Source organism: Pectobacterium sp. IFB5596, assembly GCF_021432585.1.
Classification (GTDB): domain Bacteria; phylum Pseudomonadota; class Gammaproteobacteria; order Enterobacterales; family Enterobacteriaceae; genus Pectobacterium; species Pectobacterium punjabense.
Window position 1 is genome coordinate 48,240 of sequence record NZ_LXFY01000031.1, and the last position, 12,668, is coordinate 60,907.

8 protein-coding genes and 1 pseudogene are annotated in these 12,668 nt (G+C 52.8%); 3 read left to right on the forward strand and 6 right to left on the reverse strand.

Annotated features, from left to right (window positions below):
* Positions 1 to 10: 10 nt before the first annotated feature.
* Positions 11 to 2,316, reverse strand: a pseudogene (locus A6301_RS19185) (TonB-dependent siderophore receptor).
* Positions 2,317 to 2,743: 427 nt separating this feature from the next.
* Here A6301_RS19185 and A6301_RS19190 point away from each other — a divergent pair.
* Complete coding sequence (locus tag A6301_RS19190; RefSeq protein WP_205540253.1) at positions 2,744 to 3,727, forward strand: AraC family transcriptional regulator; 984 nt, start codon at positions 2,744 to 2,746, stop codon at positions 3,725 to 3,727.
* 109 nt (positions 3,728 to 3,836) lie between these two features.
* Positions 3,837 to 5,165, forward strand: a complete 1,329-nt coding sequence (locus A6301_RS19195) for an MmgE/PrpD family protein (protein WP_234258510.1) — start codon at positions 3,837 to 3,839, stop codon at positions 5,163 to 5,165.
* 106 nt (positions 5,166 to 5,271) lie between these two features.
* On the opposite strand, the gene A6301_RS19200 is transcribed toward A6301_RS19195, so the two are convergent.
* The 5 genes from A6301_RS19200 to A6301_RS19220 all read right to left on the reverse strand — a co-directional run bounded on the left by A6301_RS19200 (position 5,272) and on the right by A6301_RS19220 (position 11,634).
* On the reverse strand, positions 5,272 to 6,978 hold the full coding sequence (locus A6301_RS19200) for a hypothetical protein (RefSeq protein ID WP_234258511.1): 1,707 nt from the start codon (positions 6,976 to 6,978) through the stop codon (positions 5,272 to 5,274).
* 113 nt (positions 6,979 to 7,091) lie between these two features.
* Positions 7,092 to 8,270, reverse strand: a complete 1,179-nt coding sequence (locus tag A6301_RS19205; RefSeq protein ID WP_234258557.1) for a dienelactone hydrolase family protein — start codon at positions 8,268 to 8,270, stop codon at positions 7,092 to 7,094.
* 167 nt (positions 8,271 to 8,437) lie between these two features.
* Positions 8,438 to 9,061, reverse strand: a complete 624-nt coding sequence (locus A6301_RS19210; RefSeq protein WP_234258512.1) for a hypothetical protein — start codon at positions 9,059 to 9,061, stop codon at positions 8,438 to 8,440.
* Between the two features lie 198 nt (positions 9,062 to 9,259).
* Positions 9,260 to 10,444 (reverse strand): MFS transporter, encoded by a 1,185-nt coding sequence (locus A6301_RS19215; RefSeq protein WP_255764878.1) that lies wholly within the window; start codon positions 10,442 to 10,444, stop codon positions 9,260 to 9,262.
* Entirely contained in the window at positions 10,441 to 11,634 is a 1,194-nt protein-coding gene (locus A6301_RS19220; RefSeq protein ID WP_234258514.1) for a serine hydrolase domain-containing protein, read from the reverse strand. The genes A6301_RS19215 and A6301_RS19220 overlap by 4 nt, the downstream gene beginning before the upstream one ends.
* Positions 11,635 to 11,750: 116 nt before the next feature.
* Here A6301_RS19220 and A6301_RS19225 point away from each other — a divergent pair, with 116 nt between their 5' ends.
* Positions 11,751 to 12,665, forward strand: a complete 915-nt coding sequence (locus A6301_RS19225) for a LysR family transcriptional regulator (RefSeq protein ID WP_107168007.1) — start codon at positions 11,751 to 11,753, stop codon at positions 12,663 to 12,665.
* Positions 12,666 to 12,668 lie beyond the last annotated feature (3 nt).

Genomic DNA, 12,668 nt, shown 5'->3' on the forward strand with positions numbered 1-12,668 from the left:
GAGATAAAACTTAGAACGACGTATTCACGCTGACAAAGAAAGTCCGTCCCGGTTCGTTATAGGTTGCCGCACCGGCACCCGCGATGGTGACGGTATTATTGGTCGTGTTCACCACATCCTGCGCGTTACCCGCGCGGAACAGGCGTTTATCAAACAGGTTATCGACACCACCGGTCACGCTCAGGTTCTTGTTAAACTTATAGGTACTGCTTAACCCGAACAGTGCATAAGGGCTTAACTCATTGGTTGCGCTACCCGTTACGCGCTCACCTTTGTAGTTATATTTCTTCGGCTTCTGGCGACCATACCAAGTCACATCGGCCAGGAAGGAAAGGTTCTCCGTTGCCTGCCAGTCCACTGATGAGTTCAGGGTAAACTCCGGCGTAATCGACAGATAATCGCCTGTGGTTTTATTTTTCGATTCCAGCATCCAGGTCAGGTTGTTACGCCAGTTGATGGTCTCCGTAACAGGAACGGTCAGGTTACCTTCCAGCCCCTGAATAACGGCCTTAGGTACATTGCCCCACTGGAAGATATTGGCGTTGGCATATCTTAAATCGCTCCCGCCCACCGCTTTACCGATAACATTGTTGCCTGCTTCAATTTTGTTACGGTAATCGTTATGGAAGTAGGTGACGCCCGCGATCAACCCATCGCGGTGAAACTCCAGACCAATCTCTTTATTCAGGCTGGTTTCCGCTTTCAGATCTTCATTGCCAATCAGGTAGCAAGGAGTACCGCCGGAACAGCCCTGACCACGACTATAGAGGATATAGTTCTCATTCGTTTGGTACAGGTTCGGTGCTTTATAAGCGCGGGCGATGCCTAACTTCAGCGTATAGTCGTCGCCCAGCTCCTCGCCAGATTGAGCGACGGGCTCCAGTTGGTTCCCGCGGTGCTGTGATGATCGACACGCAGTGCAGGCGTCAGCATGGTGCTGTCCGTCAATTGGACGTTATCTTCCACAAAGGCAGAAGCCAGACGGGCGGAAGATCGCTCGCTACGACCACGGCTACTTAACGAACCGATACTCCCTGCTTCATCCGTATCCTGCGCATTTGAAACTGGGTCCTTCATCTTCTGTTCGTTCCACTCAACCCCAAACGTGAGTACCTGATCGACCCAGACATTCAGAGGAATATTCACTTCGTTGTGCGCAGTGAAGTTATCCAGTTTTATCGTGCCATATTGGTTTGGATTGGCCGTATCAAAAATCCCTTCTAAACCGCCAGACAGTCCCTCAAGGATACGGGTGTTGTGCGTACGTTCGTATTGCAGATACGACGTAGAGCTAACGCCGCTGTCCCAATAGCCGCGATGTGTGACCGCAAAATTCTGGCGGTACATGCGGTTGGTTTCCTTGCCATAATTGCTGACGACAAGCGGGTTAGTGTTGGTATTTTGCGAATCGCCCGCATAGATATTGCCTTGACGGCTGGAACCAGCCTCAAACTCCAGCGACTGTTGCTGCGTCATATCCCAACGCAGGAGGCCGTTGATATCCTTGTTGCGTACCCCTTCACGCCCGGAAGGCAGTGAAGCTGACTGATTGCCCGCACGCGCGGACTGATGCCCTTGGTTAATATCACGTGCATCAGCCTCGGTTTTATTCACATTACCAAACAGGCGGAAGCTCAGGCTGTCGGTCAGACCGCCCATCAGGCTGAAATCGGTACGCTTGGTTGCACCTTCCGAGCTATGTTCCGGCGCGTTCAGATAAGTATTCCAGGTACCGTGCCATTCTTGCGTCGGCTGTTTGGTGATGATGTTGACCACACCGCCTGCGGCACCGTTACCATAGCGCGCTGCCGCAGGACCGCGCAGCACTTCAATGCGCTCAACCATGTCGGCAGGTACCCAGTTGGTATCGCCGCGGGTATCACGCTCACCGCGCCAACCGTAACGTACTGCCGTACGGCTTGACACTGGCTTACCATCCACCAGAATCAGCGTGTTTTCCGGCCCCATGCCGCGGATATCGATCTGACGATTGTTGCCACGCTGGCCGCTAGTTGAGTTACCGGACAGATTAACGCCTGGCATGGTGCGAATCAGTTCTGACAGATCGTTAGCGGGCGGACGTTTGCTGATATCCTCAGCCGTGATTACCGACACACCCGGAGCCTGACGCGTTTGCTCCGCAGCCGTCACCACCATCGTATCGCCCGATGGACTATTTTCGGCCTGATTCTGCACCTGAGAGGCAGGTTCTGTTGAAGGAATGGTCGAGGTCTGCGCCGCACTCAGAAACGACGTCATCCCGCAGCTAACGCCAATGAGCGTCGCCAGATAACGGCGCGATTGTGGTAGTTTCATCAAAATTATCCTGCCCTGTAAGAAATGAATAAGTAGCCTGAAAAAGGATCAACATCGCAGCCGGTACAGCGACACCTAATGACAATCAGCAACAGTGCTGAATAACGGCGGAGATAAAACGCGCAGACGTACGGTTATCAGGAGAGAAGCGTCATGCAAACGGGGGCATCACGTCGCATTGTTATGAAATACTGTTTGTCATCAATCAGCCCTCTTTCTCCGCATTGCCGGAAATGGAAAATGCATTTATCGTGCAATGTGACCTCCTCAACGAAAAATGCTATTGAGAAGTATTTGCATTACCATTTTGGCGCGGTCATTGTTACATTTGTCATTCAGGACGGGGTTTGCTCTAGCAGCAAAATGTTTTGCCAAAGCATCAAAATGGAAGGCGCAGGTCGAAGGGTTTAATCAGGTAGGTAATCACGTGCGCAGCTTCACTCAGTCATCAAAGCCGATCTATAAAGATCACATCGTTCAGCAATCGAGTCTGGTCGCGAATAATTACCGTTTTATCGGCCCTCGGCTGATCGATAACACAGCCGTGTTATTCGGTTCGTTCACCGTCGTGCAGCTCAATCCGCATCTGATCCTGCATACCGCTGATGTGATTAATCGTCACAACATGAAAACCCAAAACCTGCTGGATGGCGCGATCAAGCTCGCCATCGTAGTGAGCGGCAATGCGCATATTTCATTTGCCCATCAGGAACTGCATCTGGGAGAGAGCCAGCCAGCCTCGCTGATTTCGCTGACGGAACCGACGATGTTTACCCGCATCGGCAAGCGTGATGAATATGAACGAACCATTACGCTGACGTTCGACAGAGAATGGCTGTACGGCAATATGATGGACACCGTCGGTGACTGGCAGGCCATCCACGATTTCACGCAGACCCATCTTGCAACACACTTATGGACACCGTCCCGACAGGCGCTGGCGATTGCTTTACAAACGCTGGATGCTAAACCTTGCCAAACGCCGCTCCAGCGCCTTTATCTGGAAACGCAGTGCATGAGCCTGATTATCGAGGCGTTTACGTCACTAACCGCCAGCGTGGCGCAAGAGAAAAACAGCGGTGTCACCCTGCGCGGCTACCATCGTATTCAACAAATCAGAGATATGCTGGAAAGCGGCAGCGCTGACCATCTTTCGATGAGCGAAATCGCCAAAAGCGTCAACATGAGTGAAAGCACGCTACAACGCCATTTTCGTCAGACGTTCAATATGAGCGTTTTTGAATACCTGCGTAACTGTCGCTTGCAGCGCGCCATGCTGGCTTTGCAGAAGGACGGCATCGGTATCGCTCAGGCAGCCAGCATTGCTGGCTACAACAGTCCCGCTAACTTTGCCACCGCGCTGCGACGAGCATTCGGGATTACGCCAGGGCAGCTAAAAGACCGCTTCTGATCTCCACCATTAATAACCAAATGGAATTTGTTATTCTGTTTGGTTATTAATCGCTCTTCAGCGATGCACAGTAAATTAGTGTTTTATCTGCCAGCACACATGACTACCCATGACCAATCAGACTGATATCACCGCAACGCTTGCCCACCACATCATCCATAGCGAACCCAATCGGGAAGCGATTGATGCCGCCCGTGAAGGGGTGACTGACTTCATCTCTACCGCGCTCCCGATCGCACAGGGTGCGATTGTTGATAGCGGGCTCGCGCCGTTAAAGCAGGTATTCAGCGGTGCGGACAGCCTGACGCGTAGCCTGATTTTGGGTTACTCCGGTCACGTACTGGACTTTGACGATTATCATCCGGCGTTTCGCGGCCACCCCAGCACCGTCATCCTGCCTGCACTGTTTGCCCTTGCCGCAGAAGAGCCATCCGTTACAGAAGAGGCATTTTTGACGGCCTATGTGATCGGCGTAGAAGCCGCAGGCAGAATCGGGCTGGCATGCGGCCCGCGTCATTACAGCCTCGGCTATCACAACACGGCTACGCTCGGCGCTATCGCTGCTGCTGCGGCGGCGGCACGTCTGGCTGGAGCCTCGGTGGAGCAAACGCAAACTATTCTTGGCCTGGCCGCTACACAGGCCGCAGGGCTACGGGCGCAGTTTGGTTCCGCGGTCAAACCGCTACATGCAGGGCTTTCTGCCAGAGCGGGATTAACCGCCGTCAAGCTGGGGTTAGCGGGCTTCGAGGGCAACCCACAACGGGTAATTGATGCCTTTCTTGCCGCGCATGGCGATCAAAAACAGCAACCAGCGCTGCTGGTAGAAAACTGGGGAGCCCCGTGGCGCATGCTTTCTCCCGGTCTGGAGTTCAAGCGCTATCCAACCTGTGGCGGAACCCACAGCGCCGCCGAGGCTGCGTTTGCGTTGCGGGAACGGTGGCATGAGCAAAATGGGGCGGATGCCGATCTGGCTGACGCCATCGAGCATATCACGGTGACCTTCCCGCCGGGCGGTGACGTTGCTCCTTTCATCCGTAACGCGACCAACGGCGTAGAGGCACGCTTCAGTCTGGAATATGTCATTGCGGCCGCGCTGATTGAAGGGGAACTGAAGCTGGCGCATTTTTCGGAAGCACCGGTTGAAACCACGATCGCCGCGCTAGCGAGTCGAGTCATACGCCGCGCCGATGAAACCGCGCCACCTGATGAGCTTGACCCAGAGGCACGTTTTCATGAGGTTACCCTGCATTTGCGTAACGGCAGCATGCTGATCCAGCGTACCACACGTCAGGAAACCTCAGCACGTCCCACCGATCTGCGCGCCAAATTGCAGCAAACCATCGGTTCTCTGGCGCATCTCGACAGTAACCAGATCGCCGATCGTTGCGCATTACGGCAGGACGGCGATCTACGCTATTTACTTGGGCTGTTATTTTAACAATGCTGGTTTTAACGGGATACGAAGCGCTGTCGATAGCCATCATTATCGACAGCGCTATTCCCCACAATACCATTACCGACAACCACCACGCCGTCAGCTCCGATTAGTCTTTCTGATGGGAAATCAATTTTCCTTTTTCATCAAAGACCATCACACCCGGTACTCTGGAATAATTCCCTTCCCCCTCTGATTTATAACGGGTCGCCAAGATATGGGGTGAGTTGTATTTAAACTCAAAATAGCCATCAGTAGGGCTAGCAATAATCAAGTTGCCCACGCTGTCGATGAGACCTTCTTTCACATTGAAATAACGATCGCCAAGGTTAGATCCGAAAAGTGGCGCACGCTCATACTTAGATAGATTTTTTCCTTCCTGCTCAGAAATCATGGGGAAATGTGTCATATCAAGCTGCCGTAATACATGCAGAAACATTAACCGTTCCAGCGGTGTTCCTGAATCCTTCGGCACCAAGAATTGCAATATGAGCCCATTTCCGACATGAGCGTCATATTCATAGCCGGCAAACGCGCTATCACCATAAATAAAGACGTCATCCACCTGTTTACCTTCAGGAACAATTTCCTTAGTTTCAGCCATAAGTTCAGGGATTGACTGGGGAGAGACCTGAAAATAAATGTCATACATAAAGACTTCTGACGGGAATCTTATCCGTATACGTTTCATTCCCCGATCGATAAAACGTTCGGGCTTTTCCAGATTTTTATTTATGTCCTTCCATATCTGCTGATGCATTTCTGCGATATTAAATGTATCAGCAATCTTTACACCATACTTCGCTTCCAACGCCTGTGGAGATAATGCCAGATCGTACATCGACAGTGCCTGCTTACCACGATAGCGTTCATCCATCGTACGCAGTACGGTAAATGCCTTGGCTAGCGATTCGGTGTCTTCAGCATTCGCTAACCCAATAAAATAGCGCTGCTTAGCCTCATCATATTGAAAATAGACCGCTTCCAATGTGCCCTGTCGATTATCGTATGCCGCGCCGTTTTCCGACTGGAACAACACGCCCTTTTGCCCTTCCAGCCACGATGCGAGATTAAAATCCTCTTTTGCCGCGCTCACGGTAAACAGGTCAAAGTCAGTTTTATTCTGCTTATCTCGATAGGAATAGATCTGCGTGTCTTTATTTTCCCGGTCGATAAGCAGGCGTCCCATCCTGCGAATATAAGTCCCGTGCTCCCACAAACTCAGCTTGTCGAACATGGCAAACGGCAGCTTAATCGTAAAGTCGTCTTCAGGATAAAAAGGGATACCAGGGAAATCGTCCATCGGCGTACGGTTAAATATTTCTTTCTCTTCAAGAAGCCACGCCTGATAGGCTTTTTTGCTATCGTCAAAACGCTGCTGGATTTTGAGTAAATCGGGGGACTGCGTTTCCGTCTTTTTCAAGACCATGGTGATCTCACAGTAATAAAACCCGCAGGCAGCGCTTTTATCCGATACGAACTGAACCGTATTTTTCCCGGTAATTTTTAGCGTATGCCACGAACCGTTTACCTGTACTCGGTTCTCTTTTATGTCCTCGGTATGTTCGCCATCCACACTGTAGTAACTCACCTGCGTTGGTGTCAGGTTAAAATAGATGTCGTTTTTAATGTGTTTAAGACTTTGCGTAATATGTTCCTGAAGATCATCTCTGTTTTTATTGGCTTCAGGATTTTTACTGTTATCAAACACAAAGCGAACGTCCTCAACCAGATATTTCCCCTCGCTAAGTGTTTCTTCGCCATTACAACCCGACAGCCATAGCACCATCATGACAATGCCCAGATATTTCTTCATCGCCTCATCCCTGTAAAATTAAAAAGCCCCTGAATGCTACAGCACGCAGAGGCGAATAATGCATCAGTAAGCTGATGTTATCAAAAAACATATTACAATTCAGGCACTGACGGCTAGGGTTTCAGCCATTGTTCCAGAAAGCTAAAGACTTCTTCCTGCTGTTCCTGATAGAAAACATGCCCTAACTCAGGCCAGATCTTGGTTTGCAGCTTGTTGTCCGCTCGTTGGGATTGCCACACCTCATGCATTTTGGCATAAGCATCTTCGACCGATTTCGTCGGGAACAGCTTGTCTTGGCCGCCGTTAAATAACAGCATCGGCTTTGGCGCGGCGACACTCGCTACATCGGGGAAATCAAAGCGTGTCGGTTGCCCCGGATGCAACATATAGAATGCTGACTGGCCTCTCAACACGTTATTGCCCGGCGTCATCAGACCGTCATACGTACCAATCCAAGACACCGCTGCCGTTGCCGCTACCTTGTCGGATAGCGCAGCGAGCTGCCAGGCACGATAGGCCCCCATCGAAAAGCCAACGACACCAATACGCTGCTTATCGACCTGCTCAAGCGATGCCAGAAAATCCGTCGCCCGCATATCTTCGTAGGCCATCAGACCCGCGAGCGAGCGTCCCAGATTAAAGAAATTACTCGCCAGCGCCTGCTGCTGTTCATATTTGATCGGCCCACGCGATCCCCAACCTAACGCATCTACGGCCAGCACCACATAGCCTCGCTTCGCCAGCTCATCGCCGACAAAGCGCCCTGTGAAGAACTTATCGGCCCACGCCTGTGCGGAAGCAAGCTGTTCGTCATTGCCCCACGGCTTGATCATCTTCTCTTTGCCGATATCAAACTTCGCGCCGTGATCGTGCAGCAGGATGACCGCTGGATGCGGCCCCGCGCTTTTTGGCGTCAGAAGCAACGCGTCTACGCGACTTTCATCGGTGAGATTAAAAGCGACCTTTTCTGCCGTGTAGCTGCCACGATCCTGTTTTTCAATCGCCTGCGGCGCAAAGTCTTTAGTCGAGTCTGGCGTCAGAAGCAGCGAACGCAGCGTTTTTCTCGACTGGGATTGCCACTGACTAAAATCCGTAAAGTTTCCAGATAGCCAGGAATCAGAGTAGGTCATCTGCTGCTTAAGCTGCGGATAAAATGAAGGCAGACCTTCATCCGTCACCGCCTGATCCGCCGCTATTTGAGGAGAAGGGTTCATATCGTTCGCCATCAGTGAAGGGCTGGCTAGCAACGCCGCCAATAACCAGACAGAGGAGCGTAAGGTATTCAGATTCATCATAACCTCAAAAACAAAACATCGTTTCTTTTTTGAGGTTTGATTGTAATTGACGCGGCTAAAAATAAACGGACGGAACGCGCATTCTGCGAAGCGCCCGGCAAAAAAATCCGACACCTTTACGGTGCCGGATTATGATTCATCGTAGCAGTAGGCGCAAAATGACATCAGGCTACGGATTCACCTCGTTTACGTTCAGCCACCAGCACAACCCCTTTTCGCGATTCATTCGGTGCAAGGCTCCAGATATCGCCTTCGGGAATACTGCGACCATCATATCGGATTCGTTCTCCGTCATACGGCCAAAACGCACGCTGTTCTGAGTCGAATACAAATACCTGAATACCCACTTCTTTACGCGCCATACGTGCCCACAACGCTTTCCCACCTGGGAATTGAACGTTATCACTCACCAGCACAATGCCGTCATTAATGAGCGCCTTATACATGGCGCTCGCGACATTGGCGTTTCGTTCACGTTTAGTGACAATCACACCTTCAACCTGAGCAAGACTGTCACCTACCAGTTGCAGATTTTCGTAATAACCGATAACCGCCAAAATAGTTTCGGTTTCATCATTGCTGTGACGAGATTTTAGGTCAATCTTTGCGACGACAACATGCCGTAAATCTCCGTTAACGTCATCAGGTTCTCCGTATATAGCAACGGCATGATGCCGCTCGTTATGGATATAAATATCCACCGCGCGACCGTTCACACTCGTTTCGCCAATTTTCCGATATTCCCGCGCCATAGTGGCGGGACTATATGACATTGGAAGAATCGCCATATCAAAACTCCCGCTATCGTTGAGTACTGGTGACATTGTAAGCATAGCCTGTTGCTCGTCGTTGGTGACTATCATACCAAACATCATGCACATTTTAGCCAATTTACGCCGTGGCGCTCCCCATAAACATTGCAGCCAGACGAAACAGGAAAATAGGTTGATTCATCGCAGGCTCACGTGAACAAAAAATCCGGCACCTTACCGCCGTGCCGCAGGGAAACCGTGTGGTCTGGCGAACCACACCACAATCAGTGTCACTAGTAACAAGACGAACATTGCTGGAGAAAATGCGGCAACACCGATGTGCTCCAGCAAAACACCGCCGATGATACCGCCCCCGGCGATCGCCATATTCCAGGCGGTGACCAGCATAGACTGCGCGACATCGGCTTCCTTCTCCGCGGTGTTGACCATGGCCGTTTGGAACAAGGTTGGCACGCCACCAAAAGCAAGTCCCCAGACTGCCACAGCGACATAAACAACCACTGGCACATCCCCCGCTACGCCAAGCACCACGACGGACAGGCAGAACAGTGCCGAACAGCCAAGCGTCAAGGCTCGCAAATAGCCGTCGATCAGTACACCGACGATCCAGATGCCCAGCAATGAGGTAACACCGAACACCAACAGTACCAGATCGGTCTGTGCGACCATACCCACCGCCGCGAGAAACGGCGCGATATAGGTGTAGAGAATGTTATGCGCCAGCACGAAGGCCAACACGACGACGAGTACCGATCGCACGCCTGCGAGGGTGAAAACCTGCCCCAGCGAAAGCCGTTTACCTGCTGGCTGCCCGGCAAAATCGGGTACTTGAATGCGCACCCACACCATGAGTATGACGGCCAAAACACTAATCATGCCGAAACACATGCGCCAGCTGAGTAAGTTACCAAGAAAGGTGCCAGCGGGTACGCCAAGCGATAACGCCAATGGGGTGCCCACCATCGCTATCGCAATAGCGCGTCCCTTCTGATGTTCAGGCACCATACGCGCCGCGTAGCCTGCCAGTAGCGCCCATAGCAGCCCGGCTGAAACGCCCGCCAGAAAACGCGCCGCCATCGTCAGCAGATAACTGCCGGAAAACGCCGTAATCGTATTGGCGATAACAAAACCTCCGATGGCCGCCAATAGCAACTGACGGCGACATACACCTTGCGTCGCTGCGGTCAACGGGATCGCAGCCACCAGAGACCCCACGGCATAGATCGTGACGGTTTGCCCAACCCAAGCTTCGGACACCGCCAGACCTTGCGCCATTTGTGGCAACAGGCCCGCAGGCAGCGCTTCGGTCAGGATGGTGATGAAGGCCGCAGTAGCTAACGCCAAGAGTGAGGCAATCGGTAAGCTGTCACGACGTGTAGCCCTCATTGAGGCTGTCATTGCACTGCCTCCAAGGCGCCATACACGGCATCACGCAGATCGGTAACAAAGCGCCCTGACATCCCCTCGTACATCGTGTTGGTGAACGCCACCACGCTCAAACCTTGCGTTCGATCGACAAACCATGAATGGCCGTAGGCACCGCCCCAGCGCCAGGTGCCAGACGATTCCGGTGACTCGGCTAACTGTGGATCGCGCAAGACGGAAAAACCAAGGCCGAAACCGCAGCCCGGTGCGTTGGGCAATTCCAGACCCTGCGTCTGATCGCGTCCCATCTCCTCAATCAGCGCATCAGGCAGTGGTACCCCCTCTCCTTTGCGCAACGCTTCCAGCAGGCGTAGCAGATCCCACGCGCTCCCCACCATGCCTGCACCACCTGACGGAAAGGCCTGTGCATCAAAGATACGAGCGGGGCTATACGCAATACCGATTGCCCCCTCGAAGGGAGAAACCATCTCGCCTTCAGTCAGGCGATGCGGTTCTGGGGTGTCGTTCACATAAGCGGTGGTCAGGCGCAAAGGAGCACGAACAACGAATCCAGTATCATGCATACCCAGCGGGTCGGTCACCAATTGGCGAATCGCCTCATCCAGTGACGAACCGTGGATGCGTTCAATCAAGGCTCCCAGTACGTCTGTTGCCAGCGAATAACCCCAGGCCGTTCCCGGCACATACAACAACGGCACGCTGGCGATGCGACTCAGGTTCTCATCCAGAGTAATGCCAGAGGCATCCATACCGTCTGAAACTCCCGCTCGCGCGTAGGGGCCATCCGCATGATCCTCGAAAAAGCGATAGCCCAAACCTGCTGTGTGGCTGAGCAGCTGTCGCACCGTGATACGCGAGGGGCAACCATCGGGCAGCCGGGGCTGGAACGTTGGCATCCAGCGAGTAATATCCTCATCCAGATCGAGCCGACCTTGCGCCACCAGCACCAGCACTGCCACGGACACGATGGGTTTGCTTACCGAAGCCAACCGGAAGATGGCGTCCAGCGTCATCGGGCGAGCCTTCTCCCGGTCAGCCCATCCGGCAGCCTGCTGATGAATCAATGCGCCGTTATGCGCGACCAGCACGACAGTACCAACCAAACGCCGCTCGTCCAATGCTTGTTGAACGACTGTCTGAATTCGAGCAGAGAGATGCGTTGTCGGCGAATCGGTACGCGGGGGAAATAAGGGAGTTATCACGACATGTTCCTTTCATTAATGAGCGTTCCCGGTACGATAGAAAATCGACAATTAAAGAAAAAGTAGGCTACAGTTCCTAGATATACGGAAAAAAACATCCGTAATGGAGGAGTAATATGGACAGCCTGAATGGCTTTGTGGTGTTTGTACAGGTGGCCGAAACGCGCAGCTTCGTTGCGGCAGGCCGGTTACTTGGCGTGTCAGCCTCTGCGGTGGGGAAAAGCATTGCACGGCTCGAAGAAAAGCTGGGCGTGAGACTGTTTCACCGCAGTACGCGCAGCATCACACTGACGGCTGAAGGCTCACTATTTCTAGCGCGTAGCCGACGTATTCTGGCCGAAATTGAGGCCGCAGAGCGGGAACTGTCTCAGGGCAAAGCCGTACCACGCGGACGTCTACGAGTCAGCCTGCCGCTGGTTAGCCCGCTGATGCTGCCCATACTCGGCGATTTCATGCGCGACTATCCTGAAATCGAACTGGACTTGGACTTCTCCGATCGCATGGTAGATGTGATTGAGGAAGGTTTTGATGCCGTTGTGCGGACGGGCGAGCCGGTTGATTCACGCCTCACGGCACGCAAGCTGGGTATTTTCCGTTTTCTGCTGGTCGCCGCGCCAGACTATCTTGCCCAACACGGCACACCCCAGCAGCCTGCTGATCTGCTGCAACACACTTGCCTGCACTACCGCTTTCCCAGCAGTGGCAAGCTGGAACCTTGGGCGTTGCGGCTTGATCCCGATGAACCCGAATTGCCGTTGCCCACGTCGATGATCTGCAACAACATCGAAACGCGCCTCTGTTTTGCATTACAAGGACTGGGGATCGCCTATCTGCCGGATTTCTCTATCCGCGAACCGCTGGCCAAGGGACTGCTACAGCCGATCCTAAGCAACTATGTGGAACGCAGCGGCGTCTTCCATGTGCTGTGGCCTGCCAGCAAACATCCGTCACCAAAAGTACGGGCACTGGTGGATTTCCTCTGCGCGCGGGTGTTTCCCTCTTCTGACGGACAAAAAAAATCCGGCGCCTAAGCA

What these genes read in the sequence shown, in the direction of transcription:
- A6301_RS19215 (WP_255764878.1), bottom strand. Translation starts at nt 10,444, where the DNA reads ATGACAGCCTCAATGAGGGCTACACGTCGTGACAGCTTACCGATTGCC.
- A6301_RS19210 (WP_234258512.1), bottom strand. Translation starts at nt 9,061, where the DNA reads ATGGCGATTCTTCCAATGTCATATAGTCCCGCCACTATGGCGCGGGAA.
- A6301_RS19225 (WP_107168007.1), top strand. Translation starts at nt 11,751, where the DNA reads ATGGACAGCCTGAATGGCTTTGTGGTGTTTGTACAGGTGGCCGAAACG.
- A6301_RS19200 (WP_234258511.1), bottom strand. Translation starts at nt 6,978, where the DNA reads ATGAAGAAATATCTGGGCATTGTCATGATGGTGCTATGGCTGTCGGGT.
- A6301_RS19205 (WP_234258557.1), bottom strand. Translation starts at nt 8,270, where the DNA reads ATGAATCTGAATACCTTACGCTCCTCTGTCTGGTTATTGGCGGCGTTG.
- A6301_RS19195 (WP_234258510.1), top strand. Translation starts at nt 3,837, where the DNA reads ATGACCAATCAGACTGATATCACCGCAACGCTTGCCCACCACATCATC.